The 20,650-nt window shown below is 74.8% G+C and carries 23 protein-coding genes; 13 read left to right on the top strand and 10 right to left on the bottom strand.

What is annotated here, in order from left to right; translation table 11 throughout:
* Positions 1-28 precede the first annotated feature (28 nt).
* Entirely contained in the window at positions 29-544 is a 516-nt protein-coding gene (locus tag ABD994_RS08495) for an RNA 2'-phosphotransferase (RefSeq protein WP_345412926.1), read from the bottom strand.
* 44 nt (positions 545-588) lie between these two features.
* On the opposite strand from ABD994_RS08495, the gene ABD994_RS08500 reads away from it, so the two are divergent.
* The 3 genes from ABD994_RS08500 to ABD994_RS08510 all read left to right on the top strand — a co-directional run bounded on the left by ABD994_RS08500 (position 589) and on the right by ABD994_RS08510 (position 3,830).
* Positions 589-1,482 (top strand): DNA polymerase domain-containing protein, encoded by an 894-nt coding sequence (locus ABD994_RS08500; protein ID WP_345412928.1) that lies wholly within the window; start codon positions 589-591, stop codon positions 1,480-1,482.
* 177 nt (positions 1,483-1,659) lie between these two features.
* Positions 1,660-2,865: a cytochrome P450 gene (locus ABD994_RS08505; RefSeq protein ID WP_345412930.1), complete on the top strand. Its 1,206-nt coding sequence runs from the start codon at positions 1,660-1,662 to the stop codon at positions 2,863-2,865.
* On the top strand, positions 2,862-3,830 hold the full coding sequence (locus tag ABD994_RS08510) for a DUF2332 domain-containing protein (protein WP_345412933.1): 969 nt from the start codon (positions 2,862-2,864) through the stop codon (positions 3,828-3,830). The genes ABD994_RS08505 and ABD994_RS08510 overlap by 4 nt, the downstream gene beginning before the upstream one ends.
* A gap of 5 nt (positions 3,831-3,835) precedes the next feature.
* Here ABD994_RS08510 and ABD994_RS08515 read toward each other — a convergent pair whose 3' ends face one another.
* Entirely contained in the window at positions 3,836-4,069 is a 234-nt protein-coding gene (locus tag ABD994_RS08515; protein WP_345412936.1) for a hypothetical protein, read from the bottom strand.
* Between the two features lie 41 nt (positions 4,070-4,110).
* On the opposite strand from ABD994_RS08515, the gene ABD994_RS08520 reads away from it, so the two are divergent.
* The gene (locus ABD994_RS08520) at positions 4,111-5,592 is read left to right on the top strand and encodes an FGGY-family carbohydrate kinase (protein ID WP_345412938.1); all 1,482 of its coding nucleotides are present in this window, start codon (positions 4,111-4,113) and stop codon (positions 5,590-5,592) included.
* Positions 5,593-5,644: 52 nt separating this feature from the next.
* Here ABD994_RS08520 and ABD994_RS08525 read toward each other — a convergent pair whose 3' ends face one another.
* Entirely contained in the window at positions 5,645-7,003 is a 1,359-nt protein-coding gene (locus ABD994_RS08525; protein ID WP_345412941.1) for an MFS transporter, read from the bottom strand.
* A 96-nt stretch (positions 7,004-7,099) separates the two neighbouring features.
* On the opposite strand from ABD994_RS08525, the gene ABD994_RS08530 reads away from it, so the two are divergent.
* The 8 genes from ABD994_RS08530 to ABD994_RS08565 are packed head-to-tail and all read left to right on the top strand — an operon-like array spanning position 7,100 to position 13,071.
* Complete coding sequence (locus ABD994_RS08530) at positions 7,100-8,338, top strand: alpha/beta fold hydrolase (RefSeq protein ID WP_345412945.1); 1,239 nt, start codon at positions 7,100-7,102, stop codon at positions 8,336-8,338.
* The gene (locus ABD994_RS08535; RefSeq protein ID WP_345412949.1) at positions 8,335-9,138 is read left to right on the top strand and encodes an N-acyl homoserine lactonase family protein; all 804 of its coding nucleotides are present in this window, start codon (positions 8,335-8,337) and stop codon (positions 9,136-9,138) included. The genes ABD994_RS08530 and ABD994_RS08535 overlap by 4 nt, the downstream gene beginning before the upstream one ends.
* Complete coding sequence (locus ABD994_RS08540; protein WP_345412953.1) at positions 9,135-10,007, top strand: NAD(P)-dependent oxidoreductase; 873 nt, start codon at positions 9,135-9,137, stop codon at positions 10,005-10,007. Before ABD994_RS08535 ends, ABD994_RS08540 begins: the two co-directional genes overlap by 4 nt.
* Positions 10,004-10,393: a cupin domain-containing protein gene (locus ABD994_RS08545; protein WP_345412956.1), complete on the top strand. Its 390-nt coding sequence runs from the start codon at positions 10,004-10,006 to the stop codon at positions 10,391-10,393. The genes ABD994_RS08540 and ABD994_RS08545 overlap by 4 nt, the downstream gene beginning before the upstream one ends.
* A complete protein-coding gene (locus ABD994_RS08550; RefSeq protein WP_345412960.1) occupies positions 10,390-10,785 on the top strand; it encodes a carboxymuconolactone decarboxylase family protein in 396 nt (131 codons plus the stop codon). The genes ABD994_RS08545 and ABD994_RS08550 overlap by 4 nt, the downstream gene beginning before the upstream one ends.
* Positions 10,782-11,639, top strand: a complete 858-nt coding sequence (locus ABD994_RS08555) for an NAD(P)-dependent oxidoreductase (protein ID WP_345412964.1) — start codon at positions 10,782-10,784, stop codon at positions 11,637-11,639. The genes ABD994_RS08550 and ABD994_RS08555 overlap by 4 nt, the downstream gene beginning before the upstream one ends.
* Positions 11,636-12,403, top strand: a complete 768-nt coding sequence (locus tag ABD994_RS08560) for a carboxymuconolactone decarboxylase family protein (RefSeq protein WP_345412967.1) — start codon at positions 11,636-11,638, stop codon at positions 12,401-12,403. The genes ABD994_RS08555 and ABD994_RS08560 overlap by 4 nt, the downstream gene beginning before the upstream one ends.
* Positions 12,400-13,071 (top strand): GntR family transcriptional regulator, encoded by a 672-nt coding sequence (locus ABD994_RS08565; RefSeq protein ID WP_345412969.1) that lies wholly within the window; start codon positions 12,400-12,402, stop codon positions 13,069-13,071. Before ABD994_RS08560 ends, ABD994_RS08565 begins: the two co-directional genes overlap by 4 nt.
* A 4-nt stretch (positions 13,072-13,075) precedes the next feature.
* Here the strand turns inward: ABD994_RS08565 and ABD994_RS08570 are convergent, their stop codons facing one another.
* On the bottom strand, positions 13,076-14,098 hold the full coding sequence (locus tag ABD994_RS08570) for a sensor domain-containing diguanylate cyclase (RefSeq protein WP_345412971.1): 1,023 nt from the start codon (positions 14,096-14,098) through the stop codon (positions 13,076-13,078).
* A gap of 165 nt (positions 14,099-14,263) precedes the next feature.
* Here ABD994_RS08570 and ABD994_RS08575 point away from each other — a divergent pair, with 165 nt between their 5' ends.
* The gene (locus tag ABD994_RS08575; protein WP_345412973.1) at positions 14,264-15,343 is read left to right on the top strand and encodes a plasmid pRiA4b ORF-3 family protein; all 1,080 of its coding nucleotides are present in this window, start codon (positions 14,264-14,266) and stop codon (positions 15,341-15,343) included.
* 87 nt (positions 15,344-15,430) lie between these two features.
* Here the strand turns inward: ABD994_RS08575 and ABD994_RS08580 are convergent, their stop codons facing one another.
* The 6 genes from ABD994_RS08580 to ABD994_RS08605 all read right to left on the bottom strand — a co-directional run bounded on the left by ABD994_RS08580 (position 15,431) and on the right by ABD994_RS08605 (position 20,602).
* Positions 15,431-16,366: an amidohydrolase family protein gene (locus ABD994_RS08580; RefSeq protein WP_345412975.1), complete on the bottom strand. Its 936-nt coding sequence runs from the start codon at positions 16,364-16,366 to the stop codon at positions 15,431-15,433.
* Entirely contained in the window at positions 16,273-16,626 is a 354-nt protein-coding gene (locus ABD994_RS08585; RefSeq protein WP_345412977.1) for a hypothetical protein, read from the bottom strand. The genes ABD994_RS08580 and ABD994_RS08585 overlap by 94 nt, the downstream gene beginning before the upstream one ends.
* 78 nt (positions 16,627-16,704) lie before the next feature.
* Positions 16,705-17,646 (bottom strand): MBL fold metallo-hydrolase, encoded by a 942-nt coding sequence (locus ABD994_RS08590; protein WP_345412979.1) that lies wholly within the window; start codon positions 17,644-17,646, stop codon positions 16,705-16,707.
* A complete protein-coding gene (locus ABD994_RS08595; protein ID WP_345412981.1) occupies positions 17,646-18,542 on the bottom strand; it encodes a fumarylacetoacetate hydrolase family protein in 897 nt (298 codons plus the stop codon). Before ABD994_RS08595 ends, ABD994_RS08590 begins: the two co-directional genes overlap by 1 nt.
* A gap of 9 nt (positions 18,543-18,551) precedes the next feature.
* Complete coding sequence (locus tag ABD994_RS08600) at positions 18,552-19,643, bottom strand: hypothetical protein (protein ID WP_345412983.1); 1,092 nt, start codon at positions 19,641-19,643, stop codon at positions 18,552-18,554.
* A gap of 65 nt (positions 19,644-19,708) precedes the next feature.
* Positions 19,709-20,602 carry a LysR family transcriptional regulator gene (locus ABD994_RS08605; RefSeq protein WP_345412985.1) on the bottom strand — a complete coding sequence of 298 codons (894 nt, stop codon included), beginning with the start codon at positions 20,600-20,602 and terminating at the stop codon, positions 19,709-19,711.
* Between the last annotated feature and the right edge of the window lie 48 nt (positions 20,603-20,650).

Below are 20,650 nucleotides of genomic sequence, written 5' to 3' on the forward strand. Positions count from 1 at the left end.
TGGACGCCACGCTGACGACCCCCGGTGCTCAGGCGCGGCGCAGGTAGCGGGGGTCGAGGGCGTCGGTGAGCCACGTGTCGTCGTTGCCCCGCCGGAAGACGACGCCGTCGCGGGCCGCCGCGCCGGCGTCGACGCCGAGCACGACCGGGCGGCCGTGGCGCGCCCCCACCGTGCGGGCCGTGTCCGGGTCCGGCGACAGGTGCACGTACTGGCGCCCGCCGGCGCTCAGGCCCTCGCGCAGGATCGCGTCCACCACGGCCACCGACGTCCCGTGGAACAGCGTCGGCGGCGGCACGGCGGCGGGCAGCTCGACGTGGCCGGGCAGGGAGTGGCCGTAGCGGGCGCGGACGCGGTCGCCGGCGAGCTCGAAGCGCTGCTTGGAGCCGTGCGCGACGACGTCCTCGACGTCCGCGCGCGCCACCCCGAGCGCGCGGCAGAGCGCGTCGAGCGGCGTCCACCCCTCGGCGTCGAGCGTCAGCCCGACGCGGGCCGGGTCGTGGCGCAGTACGCGCGACATGCGCTTCGAGAGCCGGACACGGTCCACGACCGGCGGGTTTGTCACCCCGCAGCCGGAGGCAAACGCTGGGCATGCAGGCCCTGACCGTCGCCGGCATCGACGTCACCCACCCCGACAAGGTCCTCCTGCCCGCCCGCGAGGGCGGCGACGACCTCACGAAGGCCGATCTCGCGCGCTACTGGGAGGCGATCGCGGGCACGGTCCTGCCGCACCTGGCGGACCGGCCCCTGACCCTCCAGCGCTTCCCGGACGGGCTCGACGCCGGCGGCTTCGTCCAGCAGGACGCCGGGCAGCGGGCGCCGAAGGGCCTGCACACCGTCGACACGCCGCGCCGCGATGCCAAGAGGGGCGCGGACGACGTCGTGCACCACCCCGAGGTCGCCGAGGTGGCCGACCTCGTCCGGCTGGTCCAGTTCGGCACGGTGACGCTGCACGGCTGGAACGCCGTGGCCGGGTCGCTGGAGCACCCCGACCGGCTGATCGTCGACATCGACCCCGGCGAGACCGCCGATCTCGCCGGCATCCGCGACGTCGCGCGGGCGGTGCGGGCGGCCGTCGAGGGCCGCGGGCTCGTCGCGTACCTGCAGAGCACCGGCAGCCGCGGCTACCACGTCGTCGCCCCGCTCGACGGGTCCGCCGGGCACGACCGCGTCCGGGAGGTCGCCGAGGAGATCGCCGAGGCCGTCGTCGCCGAGCACCCCGACGACCTGACGACGGCCGTGCGCAAGGACGCCCGCGGCGGGCGCACGTTCCTCGACATCGGTCGCAACGCCTACGGCCAGACCGCCGTCATGCCCTACTCGCCGCGCGCCCGCCCCGGCGGACCGACCGCGACCCCGCTCGACTGGGACGAGCTCGGCCGCGTCACGCCCGACCAGCACGACGTCCGCTCGATCCCGCGGCGCCTGGCCCGCAAGACCGACCCGTGGGCGAGCCTGCGCGCCGACGCCCGCCCCCTGCCCTGACGGCGTGTCGGCGCCTCGAGGATGTGGCGATCCTGGCGGTGGACGCCAGCAATGCCGCGTTGCTCGCACCGGTGGTGCGCGTCCGAACGGGACGTCTCTGTCACGGGTGGGCGTGCGCCGGCGTCGAGGAGCACGATCGGGGTGAGGGGACCCGACGCCGTCGACGGGAGGACCGGGATGACCGACCAGGTGGCCCACGAGGCGTGGACCGGCGAGGTGGCCGCGCAGCGCGACGGCTTCGAGCTGTTGCCCGAGGTCACGGCCCTGCGCGCGTCGGGGGAGACGGCCCGGGTGGCGACGCCGTTCGGGCACGCGGCGACCATGGTCACCCGCTACGCCGACGTGCGTGAGCTGCACGGCGACCCCGAGCGCTTCCGGCTCGACGCCGTGCCCCCGCCGCCGGCGATGGTCGAGGCCGGGCGGGACATGAAGGAGTGGCGCCGGCGCCAGGCCGGCAACCTGCTCGGCCAGGACCCGCCCGACCACACGCGGCTGCGGCGGATGCTCACCGGCGAGTTCACGGTCAAGCGGATGAAGCGGCTGGTCCCGCGGGTGGAGGAGATCGTCACCCAGCACCTCGACGCGATGGAGCGCGCGGGCCGGACGGAGCTCGTCGAGGACTTCGCGCTGCCGGTGCCGTCGATGGTCATCTGCGAGCTGCTCGGCGTCCCCTACGACGACCGCGCGGAGTTCACCGAGCGCAGCGCCCGCACGCTCGACGGCACGACCCCGCCGCCCGAACGGATGCGCCTGGCCGACGAGTCGCGGGCCTACATGACCTCGCTGGTCGCCCGCCACCGCGCCGACCCCGGCGACGACCTGCTCGGCATGCTGATCCGCGAGCACTCCGGCGACGTCACCGACGACGAGCTCGTCGGCATCGGCAACCTGCTGCTCGTCGCCGGGCACGAGACGACGTCGAACATGCTGTCGCTGGGCACGCTCGCGCTGCTCGAGCACCCCGACCAGCTTGCCCGCGTCCGCGACGATCCCGAGAGCGTCGACGCCGCGGTCGAGGAGCTGCTGCGCTGGCTGACCGTCGTGCACGGCGGCTTCCCGCGCGCGGTCGTGCGGGACACGACGCTGGGCGGTCACCCGGTCGCCGCCGGGGACCTGGTGATCGGCTCGCTGGCCGCCGCGAACCACGACCCCCAGGTGGTCGCCGACCCCGACACGCTCGACGTCACCCGCGCCCCGTCGCCGCACCTCGCCTTCGGCCACGGCATCCACCACTGCCTCGGCGCGCCGCTGGCCCGCATCGAGATGCGCGTGGCGTTCCCCGCGCTGTTCCGGCGGTTCCCGACGCTGCGGCTCGACGGCGAGCCCGAGTTCCGTCACCGCACCCTGATCTACGGGCTGCACCGCCTGCCGCTCGCCTGGTGATCGGGCACGAGCTCGAGCGCACCGTCGCCGACAACTACCGGCGGTTCGCGGTGCACGAGGCCGAGGGCCGCAGCCCGCTCTACCAGGAGCTGACCCTCGGTGTCGCCGACGACCACGAGGTGCTGACGCTGCTCGAGCGCCTCCCGCCGGGCAAGCGCCAGCCCAACCTGCTGCTGGCGACCGTCCGTCACCTCGCCGGGGTGCCGGCGGGCTACCCGGCGTTCCGCGACGTCGTGCTGGGGCGCCGCGACGAGGTGACGGCGACGATGCTGGCCCGCCGCACCCAGACCAACGAGCCCGCCCGCTGCGCCACGCTGCTGCCGGCGCTGCCCTCTGGGCCGCTCGCCCTGCTCGAGGTCGGCGCCAGCGCCGGGCTCTGCCTCTACCCCGACCGCTACGGCTACGACTTCCGGTGGCCCGGCGGCGGCCGCCGGCTCGGCGGGGAGCCGGTCCTGACCTGCGACGTCGGCGGCCCGGCCCCGGTGCCGACCGCGACGCCCGACGTCGTCTGGCGTGGCGGGATCGACCTCGACCCGCTCGACGTCCGGGACCCCGAGGACGTCGACTGGCTGCGCTGCCTGCTCTGGCCGGGTGAGGACGGACGCGAGGAACGGCTCGACGCGGCCGTCGCGGTGGCGCGGGCCGACCCGCCGCGGATCGTGCGCGGCGACCTCGTCGACGACCTCCCCGCGCTAGCCGCGCAGGCCCCGGCCGACGCCACGCTCGTCGTCTTCCACTCGGCCGTGCTGGCCTACGTCGCGTCCGGGCGGCGGGCGGCGTTCGCGGAGCTCGTCGCCGACCTCGGCGTCGTCCGGCTCGCGAACGAGGCGACGTCCGTGTACGACGACCTGCCCGACCTCCCCGACCCACCCCCGGTTCCGTCACCGTCGCTGCTCGTGCGCGACGGGCACCAGCCGCTGGCCTGGGTCGACGGGCACGGGACGTGGCTGCACTGGCTCGCATGAGCCCGTCAGCGTCGGCGCCGCACGCCCCACACCACGACGCCGGCGACGACCACGGCCGACCCGAGCCCCAGGGCCAGCGTCCGCGGGGTCGGGCGGTGGGCCGTCGCGGCGAGGTCGGGCCGCGGACCCCACGGCGGCGGGCTGGTGGCGGCGACCTCGGCCGCCAGCTCCTCGGCCGCGATGGCCGCGAGCTCTCTCCCGATGACCTCCGGCTGGTCCTGCTGGTCGTCGCCCGTCACGGCGGCAGGGTGCCAGACGCCGGGTCCGGGACACTCGTCGCATGAGCCTGGTGCTGGGCATCGACATCGGGACGTCGTCGTCGAAAGGCGTGCTCGTCGACGGCGACGGGCACGTCGTGGCGCGGGCGGACGTCGAGCACGCGACGTCGTTCCCCCACCCGGGGTGGGTCGAGCACGACGCCGAGGACGTCTGGTGGGCGGACGTCGCGGCGCTCCTGCGCGAGCTGCTCGCCCACGGCACCCCGGACGCTGTGGGCGTCAGCGGCATCGGCCCGGTGCTGCTGCCCGCCGACGCCGACGGGCGACCGCTGCGGCCGGCGATCCTCTACGGCGTCGACACCCGGGCCACGGCCGAGATCGCGGAGCTGACCGAGGAGATCGGCGGCGAGGAGATCGTCGCGCGGGGCGGGACGCCGCTGTCGAGCCAGGCGGTGGGGCCGAAGTGGCGGTGGTTGCAGCGCCACGAGCCGGAGGTCTACGCCGGGACGCGGCTGTTCCTCATGGCCAGCTCCTTCCTCGTCCACCGGCTCACCGGCGAGTACGTGCTCGACCACCACTCGGCGAGCCAGTGCGACCCGATGTACGACCTCGAGGCCGCCGGCTGGGCCACCGACCTCGCGGAGGTCGTCGCCCCCGGCCTCGCGCTGCCCCGCCTGCTCTGGCCCGGCGAGGTGGCCGGGACGGTGACGGCCGCGGCCGCGCGGGCCACGGGCCTGCGGGAGGGCACGCCGGTGACGGCCGGGACGATCGACGCCTGGGCCGAGGCCGCGAGCGTCGGCGTCGAGACCGCCGGCGACACGATGGTCATGTACGGCACGACGATGTTCCTGGTCCAGGTGACGGACGCGCCGGTGCGGCACCCGGCACTGTGGGCCACGCGCGGCGTCGCGCCGGGGTCGTTCACGACCGCGGCCGGCATGGCGACGTCGGGGGCGGTCACCGCCTGGCTGCGCGACCTCGTCGGCGCCGACTACGCGACCCTGCTCGACGAGGCCGCCGCGGTCCCGCCCGGCGCGCGCGGGCTGCTCCTGCTGCCCTACTTCGCCGGCGAGCGCACGCCGATCTCCGACCCGGACGCGCGCGGTCTCGTCCTCGGGCTGACGACGTCGCACGGCCGCGCCGAGCTCTACCGCGCCGCGCTGGAGGGCACCGCCCACGGCGTGCGCCACAACCTCGAGGCGTTCCGGGACGCGGGCGGCCCCTCGCCTCGGCTCGTCGCCGTCGGGGGCGGCACCCGCGGCGGGCTGTGGACGCAGATCGTCAGCGACGTGACGGGCCGGGAGCAGCAGGTGCCCGCCGACACGACGGGTGCGGCGCTGGGCGACGCGCTGCTCGCCGCCCGCGCGATCGGCGTGGACGCCGACGCGGCGCGATGGAACCCGGTGGTCGCGACGGTGTCCCCCGACCCCGAGCGGACGGCGCTCTACGACGCGTTCCACGCGCACTACCGCGCCCTCTACCCGGCCACCGCCGACGCCGCCCACTTCCTCGCCGAGCAGCAGAGGTGGGCTTCACCCAGGTGAGCGGAAATCAGTGCTGGAGCACTGATTTCTGCTCACATGCCCGCAGGGCACCTCACTCGAAGTCGACGTCCTTGGTCTCCGGGCCCGCCGCCGCGCCCACGGCGCCCAGGACGCCGCCGAGCGCCAGCAGCACCAGCACCGCCGCGGCGTAGGGCATCAGCCCGCCGAGGCCCTCGAGGAAGAACGCGTAGAACGACGGGATCACCACCGACACGCTGAACCCGAGCCCGAACCCCGAGGCGCGGACGTCGGTGCGGAACCGCTCGGTGATGTAGGGCAGCACGACGCCCCAGGGCGCGGTGACGACCACCGAGAACGCGACCACCACCAGCACCACCAGCCCGAACGGCAGGCCCTTGCCGTTGACCAGCACCGCCATCAGCGCCACCCCGACCGTGGCGATGAGGACGCCGGCGATCACGAAGAAGCGTCGCCGGCCGATCCGCTGCCCGATGACGCCGGACGCGATGTAGCTCCCGACCAGGCACACGTAGGCGATCAGCAGCGCGACGGTGAGCTGGGTGTTCGTCAGGCCGACGAGGTTGCGCAGCACCGTCGTGGGCAGGAAGAGCGTCACGAGGTTCTGGGTCAGCCAGAAGCCGGTCATCATACCGAAGACCTGCAGGAACGTCGGACTGCGCAGCACGGCGAGCAGAGGCCGGCCCGCCCCGCCCTGCGAGGTGCCCTCGGCCTTCGCGGCCTCGGCGGCCTCCCAGATCTCCGACTCCGACACGCTGCGCACGTAGTAGGCGGCGAGGACGAACGCCAGCAGCGCGCCGAGCACGAACGGCACGCGCCAGCCCCACACCGCGTACGGCGAGTCCGGTCCGGCGAGCGGGAACAGCGCGAACGACGCCAGGCCCAGCAGCGTGATCACCACGTAGGCCAGCGGGAACGCGGCGAGGATGACCCCGCCGAGCAGGCCGCGGCGGCTCTTCGTCGAGTACTCCATGGCCAGCGGCAACGCGCCGGTGTACCCGCCGCCCAGGCAGATGCCGTCGAGGAAGCGCAGCACGATGAGCAGCCAGTACGAGGCGACGCCGATCGTCGAGAAGCCCGGGATCAGCGCGATGAGCAGAGTGATCACGCCGAAGCCGGTGACCGAGATGATCGTGCTGCGCCGCCGGCCGATGCGGTCGGCGAGCGCGCCGAACACCGCGGCGCCGATCGGCCGGCCCACCAGCGTCGTCACGAACACCAGCGACGTGAAGATCGCCGCGAGCCCGGGGTCGACGCTCCCCGCCGGCTGGAAGTAGATCAGCGCCGGCGTGAGGATCACGGTCGGCAGATAGATGTCGAACATGTCGACGAACTCGGCGAAGAACGCGCCCCGCGTCGCCGACCGCCGCTTGGCCGCGCGCTCCGGGGTCTCCGCCGGAGCGGCCGTGACCGCCTGCTCGGGACTCGCCATCGAGACCCCTCCTCATGTCTGGCTGTCAGACAATCGGCAACGTAGGGTCGGCCACAGCCGGACGTCAACCACCCGGGGTCTCGACGAGGAGGCGCGATGGGCCTGGAACTTGCGGGAGACGCAGCGGAGCGGAGCTCGACCCTGGACCTCGAGCCGCTGACCGACGACCTGCTCGCCGGGCTCCCGCCCGGTCCGGACTGGAGCGTGCTGCTGGAGATCGGGGCGGAACGCCACCTGGTCCGCGTGGTCGACGGGTCGGTCCGCCGCGAGGGCCCGCCGGGGATCAACGCCACCTGGGACGTCGGGTTCGCGGTCTCCGACGAGGAGTGGGCCGACTTCTGCGCCGACCCGCCGCCGCGGGGAGCGACGTCGGCGCAGGCGCTCGTCGCCACCCGTGGCAGCGAGCGGATCACCGGCCGGCGCGAGGTGTGGGCGCGGGCGGCCCCGGCCATCGACCGGTTCCTCGAGGCCCTCCGCGGCGGGGAGCGCCGGCGCCGCCCCGACCCCGCGCCCGCCCCACCCGGGTTCGGGCCGAGCGTGGGGCGCTACCTGCACCTCGACGACGGCCGGCGGATCTTCGTCGAGACCGCGGGCGACGGCCCGCCGCTGCTCTGCCTGCACACCGCCGGGGCGGACTCGCGGCAGTTCCGCGGCCTGCTCGAGGACCCGCGGGTCACCGACCACCACCGGGTCGTCGCCTTCGACATGCCCTGGCACGGCCGCTCCGACCCGCCCGACGACTGGCAGCGCCGCACCTACCGCCTCGACACCGCCACCTACGCCGCGACGGTGCTCGCGGTCGCCGACGCCCTGGCGCTCGACCAGCCGGTGCTGCTCGGGTGCTCGATGGGCGGGGCGATCGCGCTCTACCTCGCCGCCGAGCACGGCGAGCGCTTCCGCGGGGTCTGCGCGCTGGAGGGCGGCCTGGGCAGCCCGGGGCGGTTCGTCGAGTGGACCCACCGCGCCGACGTCGACCACTCCGCCTTCCTGGCCAGCTGGGTCGGCGGGCTGATCGCCCCGTCCAGCCCCGAAGGCCCGCGCGCGCAGACGCTGTGGGGCTACGCCAGCAACGGCCCGGGCGTCTACCAGGGCGACACCGCGTTCTACTCGGTCGACTTCCCGCCGATCGCCGCCGGCCTGGGCCGCGCGACGTGCCCGCTCTACGTGTTCAGCGGCGAGTACGACTACTCCGCGACCACCGAGATGAGCCGCCGCGCCGCCGAGCAGCTCGGGGGCGAGCTCGTCGTCATGGACGGCCGCGGCCACTTCCCGATGGCCGAGGACCCCGACGGCCTGCTCGAGTACCTGCTCCCGGTGTTGCGAGGTCTCCGATGAACGAGGTGCTGGCCGTCCGGTACGGCACGCGCGTCACGACCCGCGGCGAGGCGTACCTGAACTGGCACGTCTACGGCGAGCCCGACGAGGCGTTCCGGATGGACTACTTCTTCTGGATCGTCCGCGGCGGCGGGCGCACGACGGTCGTCGACTGCGGCTTCGACCCCGAGGTCGGACGCCGGCGGGGGCGCGAGCTGCTGGTCGACCCGGTCGACGCGCTGCGGGCGCTCGACATCGAGCCCGCGACGGTCGACCGCCTGGTGGTCAGCCACGCGCACTACGACCACATCGGCAACCTCGCGCACTTCCCGTCGGCCGAGATCGTGCTGACGGCCCGCGAGCTCGCGTTCTGGACCGGCCCGCACGCCGGGCGCGTCCAGTTCGCGCACTCCACCGAGGCCGGCGAGATCGCCGCGCTGGCCGACGCGCACGCGCAGGGCCGGGTCACGACGTTCACCGGCTACTGCGAGCTCGGCGACGGGTTCGCGCTGGTCGAGGTGGGCGGGCACACCCCGGGCCAGCTCATCGGCCGGGTCGCCGTCGAGGGCGGGGAGGTCGTGCTCGCCGCCGACGCCCTGCACTTCTACGACGAGCTCACGCAGGACCGCCCGTTCTTCGTGGTGGCCGACCTCGAGGCCATGTACGCGGGCTTCGACACGCTGCGCGACCTCACTGCGCGTCCCGGTCGCGTGCTGGTCGCCGGCCACGACGTCGACGTGCGCCGGCGCTTCCCCGGGCGCGCGGCGGGCACCGGGATCGACGACCTGGTGATCCGCATCGACGTCGGGGAGCAGCGATGATCGGCATGATCGGGCTGGGCAACATGGGCGGGCGGATGGCCCGCCGGCTGGTCGACGCGGGGATCCCGGTGGTCGGGTACGACCCGGTGGCGACGGTGACCGGTGTCGACGCGGTGGGCGGTCCGGCGGAGGTGGCCGGGCGCGCCACGACGGTGCTGCTCTCGCTGCCGGACTCGACGGTGGTCGAGCCGGTGGTCCGGGAGCTGCTCCCGGCCGCGCGGGCCGGGACGACCGTCGTCGACCTGTCGACGGCCTCGCCCGCGTCCACCGTCGCCCTGGCCGCGGAGGCGGCGGCGCACGACGTCACCTACCTCGACGCCGGCATCTCCGGCGGCGCCGCGGCGGCCGAGAAGGGCACGCTCACGATCATGGCGGGCGGCGACGCGGCCGCCGTCGACGCGATCCGGCCCGTCCTCGAGCCGATCGCGGCGACCGTCCACCACCTCGGCCCGGTCGGGGCCGGGCACACCGCGAAGCTGCTCAACAACTTCCTCAACGCCGTGACGCTCGCGGCCACCGCCGAGGTGATGGTGGCCGGACAGCGGGCCGGGCTGGACCTGCGCACGCTGCTCGCGGCGATCAACGGCGGCAGCGGGCAGTCGTTCGCCTCGAGCAACCGCTTCCCGCGCATCGTCGAGGGCGACTACCTCGAGGGCGGCCTGACCAGCCGCCTGATGACCAAGGACGTGACCCTCTACACCGAGCTGCTCGGCCGCCTCGGCGTGCCGTCCCTCAACGCCGCCGGGCCGATCGCGTCCTTCGGCCTCGCCGCCCACCTCGGCTACGGCGACGTCATCTCCAACCGCGTCGTGGACGCCCTCGGCGACCTCGCCGGCGGGGTCCGGATCCAGCAGCAGGAGGTCTCGTGAAGATCGTCCACGGGCGCGCCGAGGGCGCGGTCACCGAGGCGCGCGGCGCCACGTTCACCGGCACCGTCTGGGGTGACCCGGTGCTGCCGACCACCGACGGCACCACGATCAACTCGGTGACGTTCACCCCCGGTGCGCGCACGTACTGGCACCACCACGAGCGCGGCCAGATCCTCATCGTCACCGCCGGCACCGGCTGGGTGTGCACCCACGGCGAGACGCCGCAGCCGCTGACCGTCGGCGACGTCGTGTGGGTGCCGCCGGGCGAGCAGCACTGGCACGGCGCCGGACCGAACTCGATCATGACCCACCTCGCGACGTCGCTGGGCACGACGACCTGGCTGGACGAGGTGTCCGAGGACGAGTACGGGCAGGCGGCGCGATGAGCGGGTCGAACGGGAGCGACCCCCGCTTCGAGCGCGGGCTGGCCGTGCGCAAGGAAGTGGTCGGCGAGGCCCACGTCGAGCGCTCGATGGCGCAGGTCAGCGACTTCTCGCGCCCGGTCCAGGAGTGGGTGACGCGCGCGTGCTGGGGCGACGTCTGGGACCGGCCGGGCCTCGACCGCCGCACCCGCAGCCTGCTCAACCTCGTCATGCTCACGGCGCTCGGTCGCTCGCACGAGCTCGCCGTCCACGTGCGCGGCGCGGTGACCAACGGCGCCACCACCGAGGAGATCCAGGAGGCCCTGCTGCAGGCGACCGTCTACTGCGGCGCGCCGGCGGGCCTGGAGGCGTTCCGGGTGGCCGAGAAGGTCCTCGCCGAGGAGGGCGCGCTGTGACCACCGTGGGGTTCGTCGGGCTCGGGCACATGGGCACGCCGATGGTGTCGCGCCTGGTCGACGCCGGGATCGCGGTGCGGGCCTACGACGCGTCGCCGGAGGCGCGGGCGGCGTTCGCCGCGGCCGTGCCGGGCGCGACCGTCGTCGACACCGCCGCGGACACCGCGACCGGCGCCGACGCGGTGCTGCTGTGCCTGCCGAACTCGGATGCCGTGGAGGCGGTGGTGGCCGAGCTGGAGGCCGCGCGGGTCGTCGTCGACATGAGCTCGTCGGAGCCGCTGAGGACCCGCGCGCTGGCCGCACAGCTGGCCGAGAACGGACGCGTGCTGGTCGACGCCCCCGTCTCCGGCGGCGTCTCCGGGGCACGGGCCGGGACGCTGGCGGTGATGGTGGGCGGCCCGGACGACGTCGTCGCCGACCTGGGACCCGTGCTCGCGACGATGGGCCGGCCCCGGCACGTCGGGCCGGTCGGTGCGGGGCACGCGCTCAAGGCGCTGAACAACCTCATGTCGGCCGCGCACCTCGTCGCCAGCTCGGAGGCCGTGCTCGTGGGCGAGGAGTTCGGGCTCGACCCGGCGGTGATGCTCGAGGTGGTCAACGGCTCGTCGGGGCGCAGCGGGTCGACCGAGAACAAGTGGCCGAACCACATCCTGCCCGGCACGTACGGCGCCGGCTTCGGGCTGGGGCTCATGGTCAAGGACATCCACATCGCCCTCGACCTCGCCGCCAGCACGTCCGTCCCGACCCGGCACTCGGCGGCGACCGTCGCGCTGTGGGACGAGGCGCTGGCGGCCCTCGGGCCGGCGGCCGACCACACCGAGATCGCGCGCTGGTTGCGGGAGGAGTCGTCGTGACGCTCACCGACGAGCAGCAGGCCGTCAAGGACGCGTTCGTCCGCGCCGGCGGGACGTGGGGCGAGCCGTGGGAGCGGATGCTCGAGCTCGACCCGGCGTTCGTGCGCGCCTACGCCGACCTCGCCGCGGTGCCCGTCCGGCACGGGGCGCTGGAGCCGAAGGTCCGCGAGCTGCTCCACGTCGCCGTCGACGCCGCCGCGACGCACCTCCACACCCCCGGCGTGCGGCAGCACGTCGCGGCCGCGCTGGCGGCCGGGGCGACGCCGCAGGAGGTCATGGAGGTCCTCGAGCTGACGAGCACGCTGGGCATCCACGCGGCCAACATCGGCGTGCCGCTGCTGGTCGAGGTGCTCACCGAGGAAGGCCTGCGCGACGGGCCGGCCCCGCTCGACGAGCGCCAGGAGCGCCTGAAGGCCGAGTTCACGGCCACCCGCGGCTACTGGCACTCCTTCTGGGACGAGATCCTCGAGCTGGACCCCGACCTGTTCGAGGCCTACGTCGCGTTCTCCTCGGTGCCCTGGCACACCGGGACGCTCGAGCCGAAGGTCAAGGAGCTCGTCTACTGCGCCTTCGACGCCTCGGCGACCCACCTCTACGTGCCGGGGCTCAAGCTGCACCTGCGCAACGCGCTCGGGCACGGCGCGTCGGTCGCGGAGATCCTCGAGATGTTCGAGATCGCGAGCCTGGTCGGCATCCACGCCGCGATGACAGGGGCGCCGATCCTGGCCGAGCTCGCGGCGCGGGATGGCACGATCGACGTGTGACGTCGTCGGTGTGGGGGTCCGAGCCGCTGCCCCGCGTCGCCGCGCCGCTGCGCGAGCAGGTGACCGACCGGGTCCGGTCCGCGATCCTCGACCTGCGCCTCAAGCCCGGCGAGCGGCTCATCGAGCGCGAGCTCACCGAGAACCTCGGTGTCTCGCGGGCGACCGTGCGCGAGGTGATCCGCCAGCTCGCCGCCGAGGGGCTGGTCACCGTCGTGCCGCAGCGGGGCGCCGAGGTGACGTCGCTGTCGGCGTCGGACGCCGCGGACATCTACGAGATGCGGGCCTCGCTCGAGGCGCTGGCCGTGCGCCGGTTCGTGCAGCGGGCGGGGGACGACGAGGTCCGGGCGCTGCGCCGGGCCGTCGACGAGATCGCCCGCAGCGCCGCCGGCGAGGGCGACCACCTCGGCGCCAAGGACCGCTTCTACGAGGTGCTCATGGCGGGCTCGGCCAGCGGCCCGCTGCAGCAGACCCTGGCCGGGCTGCAGGCGCGGGTGCGGCTGCTGCGGGCGACGTCGCTCTCGGTCCCCGGCCGGCCGGCCGAGGCGGCGGAGGAGCTGCGCGCCGTCGTCGACGCCGTCGAGGCCCGGGACGCCGACGCCGCCGCCGACGCGTGCGTCCGGCACATCCGCCACGCCGCGGCGACCGCGACGGCCCAGCTCACGGGCTGACGGGTCACGCCGTCGGCAGGCTCGGCGGGTGTGGCCGCGGGGAGGGGGCGGAGCGGCCGGCCCGGCGGGCGCGCTTGTCGGCGTACATCAGCGCGTCGGCCTCCGCGCAGGCGCCCGGGAAGCCGCCCGCGACCGTGAACGGCGCGGAGCCGATCGAGCAGGGCACCCCGGCCGAGTCCAGCGCCTCGCGCAGGCGCTCCACGAGGTTCTGGGCGTCCTCGACGCCGACCTGCGCGACCAGGGCGAACTCGTCGCCGCCGAGGCGGGCCAGCGGGTCGGTGCTGCGGATCGTCGAGCGCAGCACCGCGGCGCAGTGCCGCAGGTGGCGGTCTCCGGCGTCGTGGCCGTCGGTGTCGTTGACCTCCTTGAGCCCGTCGAGGTCGAGCATCACCACCGAGGCGGGGTCGCCGAAGCGGCGGAAGCGGTCGTCCTCGCGGTCGAGCCAGCGCTCCCAGCCGCGGCGGTTGAGCAGGCCGGTGAGCGCGTCGCTCTCCGCGTCGCTGACGGCCCGCTCGAGCGCGCGGGCGGAGTCGACGGCCGCGGTGTCGGCCTCGAGCACCGACGACAGGAGGCTCGACAGCAGGTCGAGCAGGGGTTCCTGGGCGACGAGGCCCGGGTCGACCGGCTCGCGGTTCATCCCGACGACCGTGCCGAACAGCCGGCCGTCACCGGTGACGATGGGTGTCCCGACGTAGGTGCCGACCTGCATGCCCTGCGATGCGGCCTCGGTCGCGATCCGCTCGAGGTCGGGCACCCGGCGGGTGTCCGGCACGATGCGCGGCGCCGACCCGGCGACCATGTACTGGCACATCGAGGCGGTCCACGGGGTGCTGAGGCCCGGGGCCAGCCCGTAACCGGAGTCGGCCGTGACGAGCATCGTCTGGTGACCGTCGGCCACCCGCGTCACGGCCCAGGCGTCGAGCGGCACGACGTGGGCCAGGTAGTCGACGACCATGCGGCACGCGGCGTCGAACGCCTTGGGCGGTGCCAGCTCGGCGGCGACCCGGAGCTCCTGCGTGGACGTCATGGTCCTCCCCCTCCGGCAGTCCCAGCGGTCCCTTCCCGACCCCTGCCGCGCTCCCAGTGTCGCCCGTGCACGTGCAGACGACGCGGGCAGGGGCCCGTCATCACCCGTCCTGAGGACAGGAAAGGCCCGCCCCGCCGCAGTCGTCACGCGTGGTGAGGTGGGGCCGTGCACACCACACGGCTCCGGGTGCGGCTGGAGGACGTCGACCCGACGGTCCTGCGGGTGGTCGACGTCCCGGCGGCGTCGACCCTCGAGGAGGTCCACCTCGCGCTCCAGGCGGTGTTCGGCTTCGACGACTCCCACCTCTACGAGTTCAGCGCCGGCGAGACGCGGTACGGGCCGCTCGACCCCGACGCCCCCGAGGAGCTCGTGGACGCCGCGACGACCCGGCTCGCGGTCCTGCCCGCCTCCTTCGACTACCTGTACGACTTCGGCGACTCGTGGTCGCACCAGGTCGAGGTCCTGGGTTCCGGCGCCGCGGAGCCCGGGCTCGTCTACGGCGAGGGCGACGAGCCCGAGGACGACATCGGCGGCGGGCCCGGGTACGAGCAGGCCCTGGACGCCGGCGCACTCCGGGCCTTCGACGCCGACCGGATCGGGCGCCGGCTCCACCGGGTCCTCGGCCGCGTGCCCGGCGGGCTGCGGATCGTCCTCGACCGCCTCGCCGGCGGGGTGACGCTGACCCCGCGGGGCCGTCTCCCGCAGGCGTTCGTGCGCGACGTGCAGCGCGAGCGCCCGGCGTGGCACCGGCTCGGCGACGAGGGACGTCCGGCGCACCGGGAGGACGACCTCCACCCGCTGGCCGCCCTCCACGACCTGGTGCTCGACACGCGGCTCGCCCGCGTCCGGAACCGGGTGCTGACGCCGACGAAGGCCGCCGCCGACCCCCGGGAGGTCCTGCGTCGTGTCCGCGCCGCGTTCTCGGTGGACACGTTCCTCGGCATGGTCGTCCACCACGTCGTCGCGCGCCTGCTCACCGAGGGTCCGCTGCACCGGGACGACCTGGCCGGGACCCTGTACGACGTCCTCGGACGATTCTGGGGCCTCGACGGCCGGCCGCTCACCGAGGACGACATGGCCGTGGTCCTCGCGCAGAACTCCGCGGTGCTGCTCGGACTCGAGCAGGTGGAGGACGAGGGCCCGTCGGCGCGGCGGACGTGGCGGGCCGGGCCGGAGGCGGGCTGGTTGCTGCCCCGGACCGCGCTGCTCGTACCGGACGATCTCGCGTCGTCTCGACCCGTCTAGCGTTCGCGCGAGACTCGGCGATATCTGCGGATGCGCGTTCCCCGCCTCGAGGTCTCTCGGTGTGTCTAGCGTCGGCCGTAGACAGCGCTAGGGATCGCTCGAGAGCCGGACCCCCGAGCGCCAGACGCCGCGGACGTCCCGGGTCGCCGTGATGTCGACGAGCGGGTCGCCGGCGACGAGCAGCAGGTCGGCGCGCTGCCCGGGCGCGATCCGGCCGCGGTCGGGCAGGCCGAAGACGTCCGTGGGCACCGACGTCGCGGCCCGCAGCACGTCCCGCGGCGTCATGCCCGCCCGCACCAGCAGCTCGAGCTCCAGGTGCATCGAGGCGCCGTGCAGCACCGCCGCGGCGTGCCCCGGGACGTCGTTGGCGTCGGTGCCCGCGAGGACCACCGCGCCACCCTCGGCGAGCCGGGCGACGTTGCCGGCGGCGTGGTCGTACGACACCCCGGGCGCGTCGTTGACCGGGAGGTGGCCGCGGTCGCCGGCGCGCAGGGCGGCCACGACCTCCGCGTCGAGACCGGCGAGCAGGCGCGTGTCGGCGAGCAGGTCGTCGGTGCTCCGGACGTCGGCGCGGGCGCGCATCATCGCGAGCGTCGGGCAGACGACGAGGCCGGCCGGGTCGACGTCGTCGTCGATCGGGCCGTCGAGCGGCACGTGGGTGAGCACGTCGACGCCGGCGTCGATCGCCGTGCGGAACGCCCAGCGGGTCGGGGCGTGCGCGACGGTCAGCAGCCCGTGGGCGCGGGCCGCCGCGCACACGGCGGCCACCGTCTCCGGGCCGAGCACCGGCCGGTCGACGTCGGCGCTGTTCTCGACGAACACCTTGAGGTAGTCCGACCCCTCGCGGACGCGCTCGGCGACGAACTGCTCGGCGTCCTCGGGGCCCGACAACCCGGGCATCCGCCAGCCCGACGGGTCCGGCGGCACGATCACCGCGGGCCAGCCGTCGACGGCGCCGGCCATGAGCCCGGAGCTGCGCAGGTCGGCCTCGTCGGTGCGCGTCGCCGCCCGCCCGCGCAGCATCGCCGTGACTGCGGCGGCGCGGAGAACATGTCGAGCACGGTGGTGACGCCGTGGCGCAGGTCCTGGCCGAGGTTGCCCGCGCCGCGCAGGTGGACGTGCGCGTCGACCAGCCCGGGGAGCAGCGTCATCCCGCGCCCGTCGACGTCCCCGTCCCGGCGGTCGGGTCGGACGTCGGTGACGATCCCGCCCTCGATGGTCACGGCCGCCACGCCGAGCGCGTCGGTCCCGTCGAAGACCCGCGCCCCCGCGATCGTCGTCATGCCGCGCCTCCCTGCCGACGCGGTCCAGGGTGGCACCGCCGGGCGGGCACGGTCAGGGTCGATCGGCCTCGGCCGTCGTCACGCGAAGCAGGTCAGCGGGCCGCCGTGGTAGGTCACCATGTCGTCCAGCGCGCCGAACACGTCGATCTGGCCGCCGCGCTCCAGGCCGTCGAGCTCGGCGTAGGCGCGGTGGAGGTTGCCGACGATCCGCTCGGCGTCGGGCCAGTCGCGGAACTGCCCGAGGTCGGTGTCGCGGGCCGCGTCGAGGGGGCTGACGCCGGCGTCGCGGCCCCGACCGGCGACGTCGAGGACGAACCGCAGGTACTCCAGGGTCGCGTCGAGCGGGGCCCGGTCGTGGAACACCGGCCCGTGGCCGGGCACGATCGTCTGCGCCCCCAGCGGCAGCAGCACGTTCTCCAGCACGTCGATCGCCCCCGCGACCGAGCCCATGAGCAGGAACGGGGTGCCGCCGTTGAAGACGAGGTCGCCGCAGAACAGCGTCGAGCGCTCGGGGAACCAGACGATCGAGTCGTTCGTGGTGTGCGCCGGGGTACCGACGTGGACCACGTCGGCGCGCAGGTCGCCGGCGTGCACGGCGACGCGGTCGGTGAAGGTGACGAACGGCGGGTCGAGGGGCAGGTCGCCCCACTCCGGGTTCTGCCAGTAGGGCAGCTCCCGGGCCGGCCCGAACGCGATCGTCTCGGCCCGGGCCCGCTCGTGGGCGACGATCGCCGCGCCGCCGAAGAGGGCGTTGCCGAAGGTGTGGTCGCCGTGGTGGTGGGTGTTCACCAGCGTGCGGACGGGCCGGTCCGTGACCGACGCGATCGTGTCGAGGAACGCGCGGGTGCGGCGCTCGGTGGAGCAGGCGTCGATCGCGAGCACGCCCTGGGGGCCGACCACGAAGCCGGTGTTGTTGATCCACCACGTGCCGTCGGGCTGCACGTAGGCGTGGATGCCGTCGGAGACCTCCTCGCGGCGCGGGGGTGCGGGCACGGTGATGTCGTCGGTGCGGGAGCTCATCACGCCTCCTTCAGGGGGATCGGGTCGGTGCCGGGCACGATCGGGGCGTCGATGGCGCCGAGCCCCTCGGCCTCGAGGTGCACGCGGTCGCCGGGCCGCAGCCACGGGTAGGCGTCGCCGCCGTGGACGCGGGAGAGCTCGAGGATGCAGCCGGTGCCGACCGTGCCGGAACCGATGAGGTCGCCCGGCACGACCCGGGTGCCGCGCGACGCGTAGGCGATCATCTGGGCGAAGCTCCAGTACAGGGCGTCGAGACGCCCCGCGCTGTAGGGCCGGTCGTTGACCGAGGCCGCCATCGCCGCCGAGGCCACGAGCTCATCGGGCGTGACCATCCACGGCCCGCAGCTCGAGGCGAAGTCCTTGCCCTTGGCCGGCCCGAGGTTGAGCTTCATCTCGGCGCCCTGCAGGTCGCGGGCGCTCCAGTCGCAGAACAGCACGTAGCCCGCGATGTGCGCGGCCGCGTCGGCGGGCGCCACGTCGCGGCCCTCGCGCCCGATCACCGCGGCGATCTCGAGCTCGTAGTCCAGCGCCTGACTGCCCGGGGGCACCGCGACCTCGGCGTGCGGGCCGCGCAGCGACGCCGGGTTGGTGAAGTAGAAGACCGGCTGGGAGTACCAGAGCGGGTCGACCTCCAGCCCGATCGCGGCGCTCGCGGTGACGACGTGCTCCTCGAACGCCATGAAGTCCCGGATCGACGGCGGGCGGGGGATCGGCGGCAGGAGGGTGACGGTGTCCGGGTCGACCGCCTCGCCGACCTGCTCCGCCGTCGACGCCAGCCGCTCGCGCGCGATCAGCTCGAGCAGCGACGACGCCCCCCGCACGGGGTGGAGCACGTCGCCCCGCCAGAGACCGACCTGCTCGTCACCGTCCGCCGTCCGGTACGTGCTCCAGCGCAACGCTCCTCCTCAGCTGAACTCGGCCCGCAACTGCTCGGCCGCGGCCGCCATCGAGACGAGCTTCCCGCGGGCCATCGGGCGCGGCAGGGAGAACAGACCACAGTCCGACGTCAGGTGCACGCGGTCGGGCGAGACGTGCTCGAGCGCCTTGCGGACCCCGGCCACGATCGCGTCCGGCGTCTCGACGACGAGGCGCTTGATGTCGATGCAGCCCACGCCGATGCCCTTGTCGCTGGGGTAGCGCGACCACAGGTCGAAGTCGTCGTCGGGGAAGCCCGTCTCGGCGAAGGCGTACTCGACGGCGTCGACCTGCAGCTCGTTCGCGACGAGCTCGTGGAACCCCGCGTACGGCGTGATGCCGACCGGGACGCCGCTGGCCAGGTGGCAGATGTGGAAGATCGTCAGCGCCTCGACGCCCTCCAGCGCCTGGTTGAGCGTCTCGACGACCAGCGGGTAGTCCTCGGGCTGGTGCAGGGTGAAGCCCACGTCGTCGAGCTGCAGCACCTCCACGCCGGCGGCGACCGCGTCCTTGAACTCGGCGTTGTAGGCGGCCGCGAGGTCGCGGTACAGGGCCTTCTTGTCGTGGTAGTGCCGGTCGGTCAGCCAGCCGGCCAGGTTCGCCGGGCCCATGCCGCTGCAGAACTTCACGGTGCGGGGGCTGACGGCGCGCGCCGTGCGCCACAGGTCGGCGAGGTGCATGGTGCCGCGCCCGATCGGTCCGTCGACGGTCGTCTCGCTCCACGTCCCGGCGAACGGCGCGGCGGTCTCGGTGCCGAACAGGTCGAACAGGTGGTTCGGCGCGGGCTGCACCGTGATGCCGTCGAGGTGGTAGGCGGGGTAGAGCAGGAACGAGGAGATGAAGCCCTCGTGGCGGTCGTACCAGAGGTGGCCGTCGGTGGGCAGGTCGAGCCCGGCGTCGATCTGGTCGCCGATCATGGCGCGGACGCCGTCGCTGTAGGCCTCCGCGAAGTCGCCGCGGCGCATCGCGACGCGGATGTCCTCGCCGCCGAGGTCGAAGGTGTTCCACTTCGGTCGCGGGTACGAGCCGACCGCGGTCGTCGGGAAGAGGTGACCGAAGTGGTCGCTGAGCCGGCGGGTCATCGTGGCCTCCGCGTCGTCGGGGAGTCGGGTCCGTGGGGCCACCGTGGCGCGGACCGGCGGCCCGATCACGTCCCGATCCGGTTCCGATCCCCTCTTGACGTGCCGACGAGCTCCGCTGCCTGGCGGAACGCGAGGGCCGTGGCGGAGCAGTCGTCGGCCCGCGTGGCCACCGAGACCCGGGCGTCCTGCCCCGCCAGCGGCACGTAGCGCACGTGCGGGTGGGGGAAGAAGCGGCTGGCGAGCTCGCCGTGGACACCGAGCAGGCCCGACGTCGCGACGGCGGCCGGGATCGCGGCCGGTGTGCGCACCACCGGGCTGCGGCGGGACGTCTGACCCGTGACGCCCGCCCAGGCGCCCAGCCCCGGGTGACGGCCGCGGACGGCGACCCAGGCCTGGCCGCCGACGTCGTCCTCGCCCAGGCGGTCCGCGTCGGCGAGCGGCGAGGCGGCCGGGACGACGGCGACCCGCGCGGTGGTGAACAGGGGGTCGCGCCGGACGCCGTCCACCGGGCCGACGTCGTGGATGACGGCGACGTCGACGTCCCCGTCGCGCACGGCCTGGTACTGGGTGTCCCAGTCGAGCTCGACGTGCACGAGCGTCGTGGCGGGCAGCTGGGCCGCGACGAGCGCGCGCAGCTCCGGCCAGCGGTCGGCGGCCCCGAAGCCGAGGACGCCGACGCGGACCACCTCGTCGTCCGGCGGCGGGGCGTCCCGCACGGCCGCGGCCAGGCCGTCCACGCGGGCCAGCACGTCACGGGCCCGCTCGACCAGGCGGGCCCCGGCCGGGGTGACGTCGACGCGGCGGCTCGTGCGGTCGAACAGCCGCGCGCCGACCTCCTTCTCCAGGGCGCGGACGTGCCGCCCGAAGGCCTGCGGAGCGATGTAGTGCCGCTCGGCCGCCTTCCGGAAGTGCCGCTCCTCCGCCAGCGTGACGACGTAGCGGAGCCCCTGGATGTCCATGTCGCGCCCTCCGTGCCGGCGACGCTACTGGCGTTCGCGCCGCCGAGG

This window comes from Actinomycetospora chlora, from assembly GCF_039542135.1.
Taxonomy (GTDB): domain Bacteria; phylum Actinomycetota; class Actinomycetes; order Mycobacteriales; family Pseudonocardiaceae; genus Actinomycetospora; species Actinomycetospora chlora.

Coding starts and splice junctions, on each gene's coding strand:
- ABD994_RS08600 (WP_345412983.1), bottom strand. CDS start 19,643: ATGACCCGCCGGCTCAGCGACCACTTCGGTCACCTCTTCCCGACGACC.
- ABD994_RS08605 (WP_345412985.1), bottom strand. CDS start 20,602: ATGGACATCCAGGGGCTCCGCTACGTCGTCACGCTGGCGGAGGAGCGG.
- ABD994_RS08540 (WP_345412953.1), top strand. CDS start 9,135: ATGATCGGCATGATCGGGCTGGGCAACATGGGCGGGCGGATGGCCCGC.
- ABD994_RS08530 (WP_345412945.1), top strand. CDS start 7,100: ATGGGCCTGGAACTTGCGGGAGACGCAGCGGAGCGGAGCTCGACCCTG.
- ABD994_RS08520 (WP_345412938.1), top strand. CDS start 4,111: ATGAGCCTGGTGCTGGGCATCGACATCGGGACGTCGTCGTCGAAAGGC.
- ABD994_RS08570 (WP_345412971.1), bottom strand. CDS start 14,098: ATGACGTCCACGCAGGAGCTCCGGGTCGCCGCCGAGCTGGCACCGCCC.
- ABD994_RS08525 (WP_345412941.1), bottom strand. CDS start 7,003: ATGGCGAGTCCCGAGCAGGCGGTCACGGCCGCTCCGGCGGAGACCCCG.
- ABD994_RS08550 (WP_345412960.1), top strand. CDS start 10,390: ATGAGCGGGTCGAACGGGAGCGACCCCCGCTTCGAGCGCGGGCTGGCC.
- ABD994_RS08505 (WP_345412930.1), top strand. CDS start 1,660: ATGACCGACCAGGTGGCCCACGAGGCGTGGACCGGCGAGGTGGCCGCG.
- ABD994_RS08585 (WP_345412977.1), bottom strand. CDS start 16,626: ATGACGACGATCGCGGGGGCGCGGGTCTTCGACGGGACCGACGCGCTC.
- ABD994_RS08590 (WP_345412979.1), bottom strand. CDS start 17,646: ATGAGCTCCCGCACCGACGACATCACCGTGCCCGCACCCCCGCGCCGC.
- ABD994_RS08500 (WP_345412928.1), top strand. CDS start 589: ATGCAGGCCCTGACCGTCGCCGGCATCGACGTCACCCACCCCGACAAG.
- ABD994_RS08535 (WP_345412949.1), top strand. CDS start 8,335: ATGAACGAGGTGCTGGCCGTCCGGTACGGCACGCGCGTCACGACCCGC.
- ABD994_RS08580 (WP_345412975.1), bottom strand. CDS start 16,366: ATGCTGCGCGGGCGGGCGGCGACGCGCACCGACGAGGCCGACCTGCGC.